Origin of the sequence: Vulcaniibacterium tengchongense, from assembly GCF_003814555.1 — a bacterium.
In the GTDB taxonomy this organism is placed as follows: Bacteria; Pseudomonadota; Gammaproteobacteria; order Xanthomonadales; family Xanthomonadaceae; genus Vulcaniibacterium; species Vulcaniibacterium tengchongense.
In genome coordinates this window covers 603796-619347 of record NZ_RKQN01000002.1, presented here as the reverse complement: position 1 = coordinate 619347, position 15552 = coordinate 603796, and the positions used below count along the sequence as shown (strand labels likewise).

12 protein-coding genes and 1 tRNA gene are annotated in these 15552 nt (G+C 71.9%); 6 read left to right on the top strand and 7 right to left on the bottom strand.

The genetic code is table 11. The features are described 5' to 3' along the window. Positions 1-186: 186 nt before the first annotated feature. Positions 187-1857: an MFS transporter gene (locus EDC50_RS09180; RefSeq protein WP_123770177.1), complete on the bottom strand. Its 1671-nt coding sequence runs from the start codon at positions 1855-1857 to the stop codon at positions 187-189. 11 nt (positions 1858-1868) lie between these two features. Continuing rightward, a complete protein-coding gene (locus tag EDC50_RS09175; protein ID WP_242003056.1) occupies positions 1869-3278 on the bottom strand; it encodes a DcaP family trimeric outer membrane transporter in 1410 nt (469 codons plus the stop codon). Positions 3279-3660: 382 nt separating this feature from the next. On the opposite strand from EDC50_RS09175, the gene acs reads away from it, so the two are divergent. The 5 genes from acs (at position 3661) to EDC50_RS09150 (ending at position 10119) form a co-directional block, all read left to right on the top strand. Then, a complete protein-coding gene (gene acs, locus EDC50_RS09170; protein ID WP_123770176.1) occupies positions 3661-5613 on the top strand; it encodes an acetate--CoA ligase in 1953 nt (650 codons plus the stop codon). A 120-nt stretch (positions 5614-5733) separates the two neighbouring features. After that, positions 5734-6402, top strand: coding sequence for a response regulator transcription factor (locus EDC50_RS09165; protein WP_123770175.1), 669 nt, complete (start codon positions 5734-5736; stop codon positions 6400-6402). A gap of 684 nt (positions 6403-7086) precedes the next feature. Next, positions 7087-8049: a DUF6708 domain-containing protein gene (locus tag EDC50_RS09160; protein WP_123770174.1), complete on the top strand. Its 963-nt coding sequence runs from the start codon at positions 7087-7089 to the stop codon at positions 8047-8049. 1 nt (position 8050) lies between these two features. Further along, positions 8051-8773 (top strand): PAAR domain-containing protein, encoded by a 723-nt coding sequence (locus EDC50_RS09155; protein WP_242003115.1) that lies wholly within the window; start codon positions 8051-8053, stop codon positions 8771-8773. Further along, positions 8770-10119, top strand: a complete 1350-nt coding sequence (locus tag EDC50_RS09150) for an APC family permease (RefSeq protein ID WP_123770173.1) — start codon at positions 8770-8772, stop codon at positions 10117-10119. The genes EDC50_RS09155 and EDC50_RS09150 overlap by 4 nt, the downstream gene beginning before the upstream one ends. A gap of 480 nt (positions 10120-10599) precedes the next feature. Here EDC50_RS09150 and zapE read toward each other — a convergent pair whose 3' ends face one another. From zapE to EDC50_RS09130, 4 genes are all read right to left on the bottom strand, one after another. Next, positions 10600-11817, bottom strand: a complete 1218-nt coding sequence (gene zapE / locus EDC50_RS09145; protein WP_123770172.1) for a cell division protein ZapE — start codon at positions 11815-11817, stop codon at positions 10600-10602. Then, entirely contained in the window at positions 11814-12509 is a 696-nt protein-coding gene (locus EDC50_RS09140; RefSeq protein WP_123770171.1) for an alpha/beta hydrolase, read from the bottom strand. The genes zapE and EDC50_RS09140 overlap by 4 nt, the downstream gene beginning before the upstream one ends. Positions 12510-12836: 327 nt before the next feature. Continuing rightward, on the bottom strand, positions 12837-13352 hold the full coding sequence (locus EDC50_RS09135) for a c-type cytochrome (protein WP_123770170.1): 516 nt from the start codon (positions 13350-13352) through the stop codon (positions 12837-12839). 124 nt (positions 13353-13476) lie between these two features. Next, positions 13477-13553 (bottom strand) — tRNA-Arg (locus tag EDC50_RS09130). Between the two features lie 140 nt (positions 13554-13693). Here EDC50_RS09130 and ubiA point away from each other — a divergent pair. After that, a complete protein-coding gene (gene ubiA / locus EDC50_RS09125; protein WP_123770169.1) occupies positions 13694-14599 on the top strand; it encodes a 4-hydroxybenzoate octaprenyltransferase in 906 nt (301 codons plus the stop codon). Between the two features lie 69 nt (positions 14600-14668). Here ubiA and EDC50_RS09120 read toward each other — a convergent pair whose 3' ends face one another. Next, positions 14669-15523: a ComF family protein gene (locus EDC50_RS09120; protein ID WP_123770168.1), complete on the bottom strand. Its 855-nt coding sequence runs from the start codon at positions 15521-15523 to the stop codon at positions 14669-14671. Positions 15524-15552 lie beyond the last annotated feature (29 nt).

Genomic DNA, 15552 nt, shown 5'->3' with positions numbered 1-15552 from the left:
CTCTGCCCACCCACCCCCCTCTCCCGCCCGCGGGAGAGGGGTTTCGCGGCCGCGGAACGCTTCACGGCGGCCGAGGGTTGCGCGGCGATCCGCGCCGGCCGCGGCGCAGCGGCCTTCGCCGCCACGAAAAAACCCCTCTCCCGGGCGGGAGAGGGGCTGGAGCGAGGGCGAACGGGAGCGGGCCGCTCAGCTGCGGATGTCGACGTCCTTGGTCTCGCGCAGGAACAGCGAGCCGATCACGAAGGTCATCAGCGCGACGATGATCGGATACCACAGGCCGGAGTAGATGTTGCCCGTGGCCAGCACCAGCGCGAACGCCGTGGTCGGCAGGAAGCCGCCGAACCAGCCGTTGCCGATGTGGTACGGCAGCGACATCGAGGTGTAGCGGATCCGGGTCGGGAACAGCTCCACCAGCCAGGCCGCGATCGGGCCGTACACCATGGTCACGTAGATCACCAGGAGGGTCAGCAGCAGCAGCACCATCGGCTTGTTGATCCGGGCCGGGTCGGCCTTTTCCGGGTAGCCGGCGGCGGTGGTCGCGGCGAGCACAGCCTTGCTGAACTCGTCGGTCCGGGCCTTGGTCTCCTCGGGCGTCAGGCCCTTGGCGTCGAAGCTGGAGAACACCTGGTCGCCGACGCGGATCTGGGCGACGCTGCCGGCCGCGGCGGTCTCGTTGTGGTACGGGATCGACTTGCCGGCCAGCAGCCCCTTGGCGATGTCGCAGGAGCTGTTGAACTTGACGTGCGACTTCAGCTCGCCGGGGACGAACTGCACCGCGCACTCGTCCGGGTCGGCGATCACCGTCACCGGCGCGCTGTTCTGCGCGGCTTCCAGCGCCGGGTTGGCGTAGTGGGTCAGCGCCTTGAACAGCGGGAAATAGGTGAGCGCGGCGACCAGGCAGCCGGCCATGACGATCTTCTTGCGGCCGATCTTGTCCGACAGCCAGCCGAACACCACGAAGAACGGCGTGCCGATGATCAGCGCGCCGGCGATCAGCAGGTTCGCCGTGGTCGCGTCCACCTTGAGCGTCTGGGTCAGGAAGAACAGCGCGTAGAACTGGCCGGCGTACCAGACCACGGCCTGGCCCGCGGTGGCGCCGAGCAGCGCCAGCAGGGCGATCTTGCCGTTCTTGGTGAAGAAGCTCTCGGTGATCGGCGCCTTCGAGCCCTTGCCCTCGGCCTTCATCTGCTGGAACAGCGGCGACTCGTTGAGCTGCAGGCGGATCCACACCGACACCAGCAGCAGCACGAACGAGACCAGGAACGGGATGCGCCAGCCCCAGGCTTCGAACGCCTCGTTGCCCAGCGCGAGGCGGCTGCCGAGGATCACCAGCAGCGACAGGAACAGGCCCAGCGTCGCGGTGGTCTGGATGAAGCTGGTGTACAGGCCGCGCTTGCCGTTCGGCGCGTGCTCGGCGACGTAGGTCGCCGCGCCGCCGTACTCGCCGCCCAGCGCCAGGCCCTGTAGCAGGCGCAGCGTGATCAGGATGATGGGCGCGGCGATGCCGATGCTGGCGTAGCTGGGCAGCACGCCCACCAGGAAGGTCGACACGCCCATGATCACGATGGTGACGAGGAAGGTGTACTTGCGCCCGATCATGTCGCCGAGGCGCCCGAACACCAGCGCGCCGAACGGGCGCACGGCGAAGCCGGCGGCGAACGCGAGCAGGGCGAAGATGAACGCCGCGCCCGGCTCCAGGCCGCTGAAGAACTGCTTGGCGATGATCGCCGCGAGCGAGCCGTACAGGTAGAAGTCGTACCACTCGAACACGGTGCCGAGGCTGGACGCGAAGATGACCTTCTTGTGGCCGCGGGTCAGCTCGCCGCTCGTCGGATGGGTTGCGGAAATCGTGGACATGGCCGGCCTCGTCAGAAGTTGTACTTCACGTGGGTCTGCAGGCGGCGCAGCTCGCCGCGGTCGCCGTTCTCGAGCTCGCGCTGGCCCCAGATCAGCTCGGCGCCGAGGTCGAGCTTCGGCAGCGGCGAATAGATCAGGTTCAGGTGCGCGGACTGCGCCGACTTGGTGATGCCCAAGCCGGTGAGCGCGGTCTCGTTGTCGTACTCGGCGCGCGAGTAGAAGACGTTGCCGCGCAGTTTCGGGCTGAACACGTGGCGCCAGCCGACGAAGCCGGCGACCAGGTCGATGTTCTCCAGGTCGCCGTCGGCGTCGAGCACCGCGTCGTTGTTCAGCGCCAGGCCGACGTAGCGGCCGATGCCGCTGCCGCCGGTGATCATGTAGCGCAGGTCGTCGTCGGCGCCCATGTTGAGCTTGCCCGACACGCTCAGGCCGTAGCCGGTGCCGGACTCGTCGATGCCGAGCGCGCCGTTCTGGTACCTGAGCTGGCGCACCAGGCCGGCGATGCCGAAGTGGCCCCAGTCGCCCTTGGCGGTGTAGCGCGCGGTGACGTCCGGCACCGCGCCGTCGTCGCCGGAGACCTGCGCCATGTTGCCCTGGTACGGCGTGTACACGGTCTCCGGGTTCTCGATCGACACCGACCACGGGCCTTGGGTGTAGCGCAGCTGCGCCTGGCGCACGAACACCGTGCCCTCGGTCGGCCCGAGGAAATCGACGGTATCGGGCAGCGCGGCGGTGTCCTGGAAGTTCGACCAGGTCTGGCCGGCCAGCCAGTTGTTCCATTGCACGTAGGCGTGGCGCAGGGTGAGCGCGTAGGTGTTGGTCGCGACCTCGTTCCCGGTGAAGGCGGTGCTGCCGCCGCCGAACAGGTCGAATTCCAGGTAGGCCTTGAGCTTGTCGCCGCTGTCCAGGTCGGTGTCGGCGCCGAACCAGAAGCGCGAGAAGTTCACGCCCATGTCGGTGTCGGCGCCGCCTTCGCCGGTGCGGCCGCCGCCGACCGGGATCGCCTTGGGCACGTAGAACAGGCGCCCGACCGTGCCGTCGGGGATGTCGCCGTCGTTGGTCTGGGTGACCGAAGCGTCGAGCTTGATGAAGCCGCCGTAGGTGAAGCGCGTGCCCGGGTTGGCGGTGGCCATGATCGGCGTGCTCTGCAGCGCCGGCTGGGCGGGGGCCGCCGGCGCGGCCGGCGCCGCCGCCTGCGCGCTCTGCACCTGGCCGATCTGCGCCTGCTGCTGTTGCTGCTGCGCCATCAGCTGCCGGACCATGGCTTCGAGCTGGGCGACGCGCGCCTCCAGCTCCTTTTCCTTCGCGGTCTGGGCGAAGGCCGCGCCCGGCAGCGCGAGCGCGACCAGCAGCGCGGCCGCGAGCGGGCGACGCCGGATCGACGCGTGGCGGCGCGCCGGCATTGTCGTGCGTGTGGACATGATTCCCTCCCGAAGGAACCGAATGGGGACGTACGCGAAGAACCGCCGCGCGACGAGCACGGTCCGCGCCAGCCTGCAAGGCCATCGCGGCGCATCACCATTCCCCATTGGTCGTACGCCGCCGACGGTGGATGCGGCGCGCGGCGCCGGCGCGGCGGCGGCGGAAGCGGCCGCAAACGCGCGCGCTTTCAAGCGCTTGGCGCCGCGCCGCGGGCGCGCGCCCCGGCGCCGGCGATGCGGCGGCGCCGCGCGGCGTTTGGCGCCTACGACTATCGTCTAGCCCGGCCCGCGGCGGGCCGCCGCGACGAATGCGGCACACTGGAACGCCCGCGAACGCCGCCGCCGCGCGGCCGTCACGACGAGATCACGTCCGGAGCGCCTCATGACCCCAACCCCTGCCGTCCATCCGATCGATCCGCAGTTCGCCGCCGGCGCGCGGATCAAGCGCGAGGATTACGAACGGCTCTACGCCGAGTCGGTGGCGCAGCCGGAGGCGTTCTGGGGCCGCGTCGCCGAGCGCCTGGAGTGGTACCGCAAGCCGACCCGGATCAAGGACGTCAGCTACCGGCTCGACGACTTCCACATCCGCTGGTACGAGGACGGCGAGCTCAACGCCAGCGTCAACTGCCTGGACCGCCACCTCGCCGGGCGCGGCGACAAGACCGCGCTGATCTTCGAGCCGGACGACCCGGCCAAGCCGGCGCAGCGCATCAGCTACCGCGAGCTGCACGCGCGCGTGTGCAGGCTGGCCAACGCGCTGCGCGCGCTGGGCGTGCGCAAGGGCGACCGCGTCACCATCTACCTGCCGATGATCCCGGAGGCGATCGCCGCGATGCTGGCCTGCGCGCGCATCGGCGCGGTCCACTCCGTGGTGTTCGGCGGCTTCGCCCCGCAGTCGATCGCCGACCGCATCGCCGACTGCGGCAGCAAGCTGGTGATCACCGCCGACGAGGGCCTGCGCGGCGGCAAGAAGGTGCCGTTGAAGGCCAACGTCGACGCCGCGCTGAAGCTGCCCGGCACCAATTCGGTCGAGACCGTGCTGGTGGTGCGCCATACCGGCGCCGCCGTCGACATGCAGATGCCGCGCGACCGCTGGTACGACGCGGTGATCGACGGCCAGAGCGAGGACTGCGTGCCGGAGCGGATGAACGCCGAGGATCCGCTGTTCATCCTCTACACCTCCGGCAGCACCGGCAAGCCGAAGGGCGTGCTGCACACCACCGGCGGCTACCTGGTCTACGCCAGCTATACCCACGAAGCGGTGTTCGACCTGCGCGAGGACGACGTCTACTGGTGCACCGCCGACGTCGGCTGGGTCACCGGCCACAGCTACATCGTCTACGGCCCGCTCGCCAATGGCGCCACCGCGGTGGTGTTCGAGGGCGTGCCGAACTATCCCAGCGTGTCGCGCTTCTGGGAGGTCATCGACAAGCACCGGGTGACCATCTTCTACACCGCGCCGACCGCGATCCGCGCGCTGATGCGCGACGGCGACGAGCCGGTGAAGAAGACCTCGCGCGCCTCGCTGCGCCTGCTCGGCACGGTCGGCGAGCCGATCAACCCCGAAGCCTGGCGCTGGTACTACGAGGTGGTGGGCGACGCCCGTTGCCCGATCGTCGACACCTGGTGGCAGACCGAGACCGGCGGCATCCTGATCTCGCCGCTGCCGGGCGCGACCGACCTCAAGCCGGGTTCGGCGACCCAGCCGTTCTTCGGCGTGCGCCCGGCGCTGGTCGACGCCAACGGCAAGCTGCTCGAGGGCGAGGCCGAGGGCAACCTGGTGCTGCTCGATTCCTGGCCCGGGCAGATGCGCACGGTCTACGGCGACCACCAGCGCTTCATCGACACCTACTTCCGCACCTACCCGGGCATGTACTTCACCGGCGACGGCTGCCGCCGCGACGCCGACGGCGACTACTGGATCACCGGCCGCGTCGACGACGTGATCAACGTCTCCGGCCACCGCATCGGCACCGCCGAGGTCGAGAGCGCGCTGGTCTCGCACCCGAAGGTGGCGGAAGCGGCGGTGGTCGGCTTCCCGCACGACCTCAAGGGCCAGGGCATCTACGCCTACGTCACCCTGGTCGCCGGCGAGGCGCCGAGCGAGGAGCTGCGCAAGGAACTGGTGGCGCACGTCCGCCGGGAGATCGGCCCGATCGCCGCGCCGGACCACCTGCAGTGGGCGCCGGGCCTGCCGAAGACGCGCTCGGGCAAGATCATGCGCCGCATTCTGCGCAAGATCGCCGAGAACGCGCCGGACCAGCTCGGCGACACTTCGACCCTGGCCGACCCGTCGGTGGTCGAGTCGCTGGTCAAGGAGCGGCGCGTGCCGTGAGCACCGCTTCCCCCCGCGCCGCGGGGGGAAGCCGGGGGAGGGGCTCCGGCGCAGCACGTCCGTCACGCGGCTCGGCCGTTCCGTTCCACGCAAGCAAGGAAGGCGACGTCCTCATCCCCCATGTCCACTCTGCTCATCGCCGACGACCATCCCCTGTTCCGCGAGGCGCTGCGCGGCGCGGTCGCGCGCGTGCTGCCGGACGCGCAGCTGCGCGAGGCCGACAACGTCGAGGCGCTGTACGCGCTGGTCGAGAGCGAGCCCGACGCCGACCTGCTGCTGCTCGACCTCAACATGCCGGGCGCGCAGGGCTTCTCCGCGCTGGTGCACCTGCGCGCGCTGCATCCGCAGCTGCCGATCGTGGTGGTGTCCGCGCGCGAGGAGCCGGCGGTGATGCGGCGCGCGCTCGACCACGGCGCGGTCGGCTTCATCCCCAAGTCGGCGGACGCGGCCACGCTCGGCCAGGCCCTGGCCAGCGTGCTCGACGGCGACCGCTGGGCGCCGCCGGCGGCGCTGTCGGCGCCGGCGGCGGCCGACGACGAGCACGACGCCGCCCGCCGCCTGCGCGACCTGACCCCGCAGCAGTTCCGCGTCCTGCAGATGCTCGGCGCCGGCCTGCTCAACAAGCAGATCGGCTACGAGCTGGGCGTGTCCGAGGCCACGGTCAAGGCGCACGTCACCGCGATCCTGCGCAAGCTCGGCGCCAGCAACCGCACCCAGGCGGTGCTGATCGCCAGCCGCCTCGCGCTCGACCCGGGCGCGATCGTGCCGCCGCCGGAAGAGGCGGAGTAGCTTCCTCCCCGCGAATCAGCTCGCGCCGGGAGCGGTGGCGGCCAGCCTGTGTCCGTAGCGGTCCTCGCCAAACTGACCGGTGATGCATCCGCGCGCGTGCGGGCGGAAGATTGTCGCGATGCGTAGCTCTATCCGCCCGGTGCGGCGCAGGATCAGGGTTGCGGAAGGCGTTCCAGTCCGGATTGCTTGCCGGGAAATGGAAGACAAGATTCGGCGGTTGTCTTGATGTCCTCGGCCATGCCAAGCATCTTTCCCGACGCGAGGTCAATTACATAATCGCCTACACTCGCTGTCTTCTGGTCTTTGCTGAAAGCGGCATCGTGGGGTTCGCGAGTCACGGTGTAATAATCAATAATTTTCCGTGATCTGCGTCAGATAGATAGATTGGTGCGTAAGGGGTGATGGTGTGTGCCCATTCTTTGGATAGGCCCCGGACTATGGCCCGGGTCCGGGCGCAATTAACGCTCCCGCCGCTTACTGCCATGTCGAGAGGAATGTGGACTTCCTTCCGGCCTCGATCAAAGTAGAACCGGCCGGCCGCGACGCGGAACGACTGAGCCGGCTCCTGGTCAGTGGCGACGGCGGGGCCTGATGTGGCCCAGGCAAGTAATAGTGGAACCACGCTGGCCGGGCTATGCCGACCGCAGCGCGCGCGAGCGTGGAACTGAGAGACGAAGACTGACCATGGCGAAAGGCGAGTCGAAGCGGGTGCCCGAGCATCCGCACTGGTACGAGGACCTTCCGGAGCGGGATGCGCCGCTGGATCGCGCGCCGAAGATGGTGCACGGCGATGTCAATGCGATGGACGCTACATATCTGGAGGTGTCAAGAACATCAACGCTGATGCGTGGTATCGGTGTGCTTTTCGGGGTTTTGGGAATCTTCTTCTTTCCGTTAATGCTCGGGTTCTTGGCGTATGCAATGTGGACGGTCGGCCGCGAGATGATTGTGCCTATGCTGGCATGGCCTTTTATGGCGGCCTTGGCGATCAGCATAGTTTTTCTACTGCTTAAAGCCGACCTTTCAATTCCCCGGGATCGTCCTGTCCGTCTCAACCGCACTCAACGCAAGGTCTACGTCTACGAGCATGCCTACGGCATGAACCCGTTCAAGAAGTGGCCGACCACCGTCAAGGTGTTCGACTGGGACACCCTGCAGGCCGAATTGCACCGGCAGGCGGGCTTCAACGGCAAGGCGTACATCCAACGCTTCTCGCTGTGGCTGGTGAGCTGCAAGCCGGGCACGAACGAGGTGGTGGACCGGTTCGAATTGAAGGGCAATCACCCGACCACGGCCGAGTTGTACAACATGTGGGCGTACTGCCGGACGTACATGGAACATGGACCAGAAGGGTTGCCGACATATCCGCCGCGACGGCAGGAGGTCACCTTCCGGCGCAGTTTCTTCGAGTACATGCGCTTCCTGGACCCGACCGAGGAAGGGCGGGAAACCAGGCGGCGAATGAGTCCATTGGCCTGGGCGTTCAATGTCCCTTTGACGTTACTGATGTTTTGGCTGTTCATTCCCTGGGGCATCGGCCACTACATCGCGATGCGCTTCGCGCCGGAAGTGAAATGGCCGCCGGAGATCGACGCCGAATCGCGCCGTGGTCCCTCGCACCCGGCGGAGGCTGCATCCGCCGCGTGAGATGTCGAAGCCTTTCATCGTCGTCGGCGACAAGACCGACCACGGCGGCACAGTGCTGACCGGTTCGGCGGAGACCGGCATCCACGGCAAGGCGGTGGCGCGGGCGGGCGACCCGGTGCAGTGCCCGAAGTGCCAGGGCGTGTTCCCGATCGCCAGCGGCGACGCGAGCCTGATCATCGACGGCCGGCCGCTGGCGCGGCACGGCGACAGGACCGCCTGCGGCGCCGCGCTCATGGCCAGGCACCACAGGGGTTCAAGGCCAAGGACCGCGACAACGGATGAGCGGGTATCGCGCTGGCGATCCGTTGTCCGGTCCTGCGCAGCCGACGCACCGGCTCGATTCGCGCCCGCCGCCCGGGCGCCATCGCCCATGGGCGGCGGCGAAGCCGGCTGCTGCGGTCCTGCAGCCCCTGGCTTGTCGAAACCGGCGCCACGTGCGCACCTTCGTCCCCGACAGGCCCGTCGCCTGGGCGGCCCCCCGCTACCCGCTGGCCGGACCGAGGGCGCTCGATCGGCACCTCCCGGCCCTTCGGGGGCAAGCGCGTATTCTCGTGCATGGCGCTTCCTTTCATGGAGCAGGCTTCCGGTTGGCGATATCAGCCCTCCGGCAGGAGGGGATCTACCTCTTGAGACCGGAGCCCGCCATCCAGGCATGCGCCGCTTGGGCGGCCCCGGCGCGTGTGTCATGCTCGCGCGCTTTCCCGCCACGAGCCCCCGCCGATGACCGACGCCGTCCGCCCGACCTCTCCGCCGCTGCAGGGCGAGGCCGCGCTGGTGCGGGCGTTGGGGCCGTTCCAGCTCGGGGCGTCGATCGTCAACATCATCGTCGGCGCCGGCATCTTCGTGATGCCGGCGCTGCTGGCCGCGCGCCTGGGCGCCGCCGCGCCGCTGGCGTTCGTCGCCGGCGCGCTGGCGATCGTGCCGACCGCGCTGTGCTTCGCCGCGGTCGGCAGCCGCGCCACCGCGACCGGCGGGCCGTACACCTACGTCGGCGCCGGCTTCGGCCCGTTCGCCGGCTTCCTCGCCGGTGCGCTGATGTGGATCTGCAACGTCGCCTCCAGCGCCGGGGTGGCCGCGGCGCTGGCCGGGCAGGCGGCGCAGGCCTGGCCGGCGTTCGCCCAAGGCGCGCCGCGCGCGGCGCTGATCGTCGCCGCGTACGCGGCGCTGTTCGCGCTCAACGCCTTCGGGGTCAGGCTCGGCGCGCGCGCGATCGTGCTGCTGGCGACGCTGAAGCTGACCCCGCTGTTCCTGCTCGCCGGGCTCGGGCTGTGGCTGGTCGGCGCGGACCTCGGTTTCGACGCGCGGGCACTGCCGTCGTGGGGCGCGTTCGGGTCGGCGCTGGTGCTGACGGTGTTCGCGTATTCCGGCATGGAGACCGCGCTGGTGCCCTCGGGCGAGGTGCGCGACCCGTCGCGGCACGTGCCGCGCGCGACCCTGGCGGCGATCGCGCTGGTGGTGCTGCTGTACGTCGCGCTGCAGGCGGTCGCGCAGGGCGCGCTCGGGCCGGCGCTGGCCGGCAGCCGCGCGCCGCTGGCCGACGCGGCCGGGGCGCTGTGGTCGCCGGCGCGCGCGGCGCTGCTCGCCGCGGCCGGCGTGTCGATGCTCGGCTTCCTGATGGGCAACCTGTTCTCGTCCTCGCGCCTGCTGTTCGCGCTCGGCCGCGACGGCTACCTGCCGCGCGCGTTCGGCCGGGTCGACCCGCGCCATCGCGTGCCGCGGCTGGGCCTGTTCGCGCATGCGGCGATCGCCGCGGCGCTGGCGGTGGCCGGCAGCTTCGAGGCCCTGGCGCTGATTTCCGGCGGCGCGATCTGTCTGGTGTTCGCCGCGGTCGCGCTGGCCGCGTGGCGCGCGCAGGCGCTCGACCTGCGCGGCCCGGGTGCGCCGCTGATCCTGCCCGGCGGGGCGACGGTCCCGGCGCTGGCGGTGCTGACGATGGGGGCGATCCTGACCACGCTCAGCGCGAAGGAATGGGCGGCGATCGCCACGTCGCTGGCGGCGCTGGTGCTGGTCTACGCGGTCCTATCCGTCCTGCGCGGCCGGACGGCGCGCGGGCAGGCCCGGCGCGCGTAGCCCACGTCGTTGGCCGGCGCAGGCCTCGACCGAGGCCAGCCGCACCGGCCGTTCCCGCACCCCGGCGGCGGCCGCGGCGACGCGGGCCCCGACCGGCGTAAGTCGCCGGGCGACAGGCGCGGCCGCGCCAGCTCCGACAGCACGCCCACGCACTTGGCTCCGGCGCGCGCACGGTCCGCCGCAGCGGCGCCGCCGGCGCACGGTCGCCACCGGCACCGCGTCGGTGCCGACGTCGCGGCCGCCCGCCGAACGCCAGGCGCGCGCGTGCGCGCGCCTGGCGCCGGCATTACGGGTCGGCGAGCTGGAGCGCGTACGGCCCGGGTTCGCGGATGGGCACGTGCGCCTGCGCGCGCTGCCCCGCGGCCAGCGCGAACGCCCGTCGCAGCGGCGGCGCCGGGCGCCGTTCGCCGCACGCGGCGGCCGCGGCCAGCAGTGCGCAGGCGAATGCGGAGCGCCCCGCGCGCCGCAGGCCGGCCGCGTTCAACCGCGATGTTCCAGCGCCAGGTATTCGGCCGACTGCATCTCGACCAGGCGCGAGGCGGTGCGTTCGAACAGCGCCGCGAGCCTGCCGCCGACGTACAGCGCCGGCGGCGCGGCGGCGGCGGTGCAGACCAGGTTGACGTGGCGGTCGTAGAACTCGTCGACCAGGTGCACGAAACGCCGCGCCGCGTCGTCGTTGCGGCCGTCGAACAGCGGAACGCCGCCGACCAGCACGGTGTGGTACTCGGTGGCGATCTCGATGTAGTCGCTGGCCGCGCGCGGGCCTTCGCACAGCGCGGCGAAGTCGAACCAGGCGTGGCCCTCGGCCAGCGCGCGCACCGGGATCGCGCGGCCGTCGATGCGCAGCGGGCCGGCCTCGCGCGGGCAGGCCGCGGCGAGCTCGCGCCAGCGCTCGGCCAGCCAGGCGTCGGACTGCGCGTCCAGCGGCGCGCGGTACACCGGCGAGCGGGTCAGCGCGCGCAGGCGGTAGTCGTGCGCGCTGTCGAGGTGCAGCACCTTGCAATGCGCCTCGATCTGCGCGATCGCCGGCAGGAAGCGTTCGCGCTGCAGGCCGTCCTTGTACAGGTGCTTCGGCTCGGTGTTCGAGGTGGTGACCAGGGCCACGCCTTCGGCGAACAGGCGCTCGAGCAGGCGCCCGAGCAGCATCGCGTCGCCGATGTCGACCACATAGAACTCGTCCAGCACCAGCACGCGCAGGCGCCGGCCCCAGTCGTGCGCGATCGTCGCCAGCGGGTCGCGTTCGCCGGCGTGCGCGCGCAGCTGCGCGTGCACTTCGCGCATGAAGCGGTGGAAGTGGGTGCGCTGCTTGCGCGGGGCGGCGCCGCGCGCCGGCGCGGCGGGCAGGCGCGAACGGTCGCCCGCTTCCCCGCCTGGCGGGGGAACGGCGCCGGCATGGCCTTCGGCCGCGACGTCCTCGAACGGCAGCGTGTCGTAGAACAGATCGATCAGGAAGGTCTTGCCGCGGCCGACGCCGCCCCACAGGTACAGCCCTCGCGGCGCCGGCGGCTTCCGGCCGCGCAGCCGGTCGAGCAGGCCGGGCCGCGGCGGGTCCAGCAGCGCCGCGTGCAGGCGGTCGAGCTCGCGCAGGGCCGGGTGCTGCGCCGGGTCGTCCTGCCACTCGCCGCGGGCGGCGCCGCCGGCGTAGGCGGCGGACGGCGGCGTCGGCGTGGGCGCGGGCTGCGGCGCCGGCGCGCTCATGCGTCGGTGCGGCCGTCGGCGGCCGGCGGCAGATGGGCCTTGATGCCGTTCTTGATCGCGCCGCGCAGGTCCATCAGGCGGCGATGGAAGAAGTGGCCGGTGTCCGGCATCTTCACCAGTTCCGGCGGCCGGCGCAGCGGGGCGAGGCCGTCGAGCCAGTCGTACACCGCCTGCGGATCGACGATCTCGTCGGCGTCGCCCTGGATCACCAGCCACGGGCAGTCCGGCGGCAGGATCTCGCCGAAGTCCCAGGCGCGGCCGGCCGCCGGCGGGGCGATCGAGATCACCATCGCCGGCTTCAGCCCGGCCGCGCACTTCAGCGTGACGTAGGCGCCGAAGCTGAAGCCGGCCAGCCACAGCTGCGCGTCCGGGCGCTGCGCGCGCACCCAGGCGGCGACCGCGCGCAGGTCGTCGGCCTCGCCGCGGCCTTCGTCGAAGCTGCCGGCGGACGCGCCGACGCCGCGGAAGTTGAAGCGCACCGTGGCCAGGCCGCATTCGCGCAACGCGCGCGCGGTCATGGTCACGACCTTGTTGTGCATGGTGCCGCCTTCGATCGGCAGCGGATGGCAGACGATCGCCACCGCCGGCCGCGGCGGCGCCTCCGGCGCCTCGACGCTGAGTTCGAGCGGCCCGGCCGGGCCGTCGAGCAGCAGCGGCACCGCGCCGGACGTGGGGAAGGCGGGCGTGTTCATGCGCGCATGATACGGGGTCGCGCATGCGCGCTTCGTTATTCCGTTTGGAACGGCAGGTCGGCACGGCGACCGGTGCCTTGCGCGCATGCGACGGACGCGCGGGTCCGGAAGCGAAGCGCCGGACGGTGCGCAGACGCGCGGCGCGGCAACGTCGCGCCGCCATGCCTCCTGCGCGCCGGGCGCGCCGCGCTCGAGTTCGCCTGCGGCGAGGCCGCGGCGTTCGTCGATGGCGGGTCGCGCGGCGGCGCCCGCGGCGGCAATTCGCGACCCGCACAAACGGCGACGCCGCCCGGAGGCGGCGTCGTCGAATCGCGTGGCCGGTGCGGCCTACTTGAGGTTGGCCAGCATCCAGTCGACCGCGGCGACGACCTGCTCGTCGGTCAGGGCCGGGTTGCCGCCCTTCGGCGGCATCACGCCGGCGGTGCCGGTGAAGCCCTCGATCGCGTGCTTGTGCAGGGTCTCCTTGCCCTTGGCCAGGCGCGGGCCCCAATGCGCCTGGTCCAGGGTCGGCGCGCCGCCGGCGCCGGAGGTGTGGCAGCCGGTGCACAGGTTGTTGTAGATCACCTGGCCATCGAGGGTGCCGCCGTAGGCGACCTGCGAGGCGGCCTTGGCCGCGGCGGCCGCGGCGGCGGCCTGCTGCGCGGCGGCGCCGGTGGCGCCGGCGTAGACCGCGCCGACCGGCGCGATGCGCTCCTGGGTGCGCTTGACCGCGCTCGGATCGACCTCCGGCGGCAGCTGGTGGTGCAGGTAGAGCGCGCCCAGGATCAGGCCGAGCGTGACCAGCATCAGGAAGCCGATCACCAGCGAGAATTTCTTCAGGAATTCGAGGTCGTAGTTGCGCACAAACCCACCCTGTCGCGCACGCCCTGGCGAGGCGCCCGCATAGCCATCGACAAACGGCCGCACCCAGGGTGCGGCCGCGCGCGCCAGCCAGTATACGTGCCGCTCCCGTGCGCTTCGCACGGGATGGCGCGCCCGGAGGGATTCGAACCCCCGACCAATGGCTTCGGAAGCCACTACTCTATCCGGCTGAGCTACGGGCGCCTGGCTGAGATCCGCGCCGGCCGATCCTGGAGATCGCGCCGCGCGGACCTGGCATTCTAACGGCAAATGCGCGTTCGCGCGCTGCCGCGGCGCCGACCCGCGCCCCGACGCTCGCCGCCGGCCCCTTCCGACGTCCCCCGATGACCTACGAACGCTACGCCCCCCCGCTCGCGCCGCGCTGGCAGACCCGGCTCCGGCTGTACTGGAAGCTGATGCGCGGCGACCGCCCGATCGGCTGGCTGCTGCTGCTGTGGCCGACCTGGTGGGGCCTGTGGCTGGCCGCCGGCGGCGTGCCGCCGTGGTGGACGCTGGTGGTCTTCAGCCTCGGCGTGTGGCTGACCCGCTCGGCCGGCTGCGTGATCAACGACTACGCCGACCGCTGGCTCGACCCGTACGTGGAGCGCACCAAGGAGCGGCCGCTGGCGACCGGCGCGGTCTCCGGGCGCGAGGCGCTGGCGGTGTTCGCGGCGCTGATGCTGGCCGCGTTCGCGCTGGTGCTGACCACGAACCGGCTGACCGTGTACCTGAGCTTCGTCGGCGTGGCGCTCGCGGCCAGCTACCCGTACCTGAAGCGCTACACCTACCTGCCGCAGGTGTATCTGGGCATGGCCTTCGGCTGGGGCATCCCGATGGGGTTCGCGGCGGTGCGCGGCGAGGTCCCGGCGCTGGCCTGGCTGCTGTACCTGGCCAACATCCTGTGGTCCACCGCGTACGACACCTGGTATGCGATGGTCGACCGCGAGGACGACCTGAAGATGGGCAGCAAGTCCACCGCGATCCTGTTCGGCGACCTCGACCTGGTCGCGCAGGGCGTGCTGTACGGGCTCTTCTTCGTGGCGCTGGCGCTGGTCGGCCAGCGCGCGGCGCTGGGCGGCTGCTACTGGGCCGGGCTGGCCGCGGCCGCGCTGCTGGTGGCGTACGAGTTCGCGATCGCCCGCCGGCGCGAGCGCGCGGCCTGTTTCCGCGCGTTCCTGCACAACCACTGGGTCGGGCTGGCGGTGTTCGCCGGCATCGCCGCGGACCTGGCGCTGCGCGCACCGGGTTGAGAAGCGGGGGCGCGGAAACGGGCGGCGGGAGGCGCGCATGCGTTTTTCGCGCGCGCCCCACGCCTCGCGTCAGGGCGCCCGAGCGCACACCCACACGTCGACGCGCGCGACGCCGGCGCGGCGCAGCGCGCGCGCGGCGGCATGGACGGTCGCGCCGGTGGTCATCACGTCGTCGAACACCGCCACGTGCGCCGGCAGCGGGACGCCGGCACGCACCGCGAAGGCGCCGCGCAGGTTGCGCCGGCGCGCGGCCGCGTCCAGCCGCGATTGCGCCGCGGTCGCGCGGACGCGCCGCAGCAGGTCGTCGCGCAGCGGCAGCTCGAGCGCGCGCGCCAGCGGCCGGGCCAGCTCCAGCGCCTGGTCGTAGCCGCGCCGGCGCAGCCGGCTGCGGTGCAGCGGCACCGGCAGCAGCGCCTGCGGCCGCTCCGCGGCGGCGAAGCGCGGCGCCATCAGCTGCGCCAGCAGGCGCGCGCCGGCCAGGTCGCCATGGAACTTGGCGCGCGGCAGCAGGCGGTCGAGCGGGAACGCGTAGACGAAGGCGGCGTGGGCGCTGGCCTGCGGCGGCGGCCGGCGCAGGCACGCGCCGCACAGCTCGGCCGGCGCCGGCAGCGGCAGCGCGCAGCGCACGCAGGCGGGCCCGGCGAACGGCAGCGCGGCGTGGCAGGCGCGGCACAGGTCGCGCCCGGCCTCGCCCGGTTCGGCGCAGAGCAGGCAGCGCGGCGGCCACAGGGCCAGGCCGATGCGATCGAGCCAGCGGCGCAGCGCGGGATGGTTCGCGCGAGGCCGCGGCGACGTCGCCGGCCCGGTGCCGGCGCCCGGCACCTGACTGCCGGATTGCGGCGCGGCGGCCTCGGGCGCGGGCGCCGGCGCGGTTGCGGCCTTGTCAACTTGGAAGGATGAGGTTTGGTTGACAGGTGCGGCCATGCCCACCAGACTGCCCGGCCTGCCTCGCC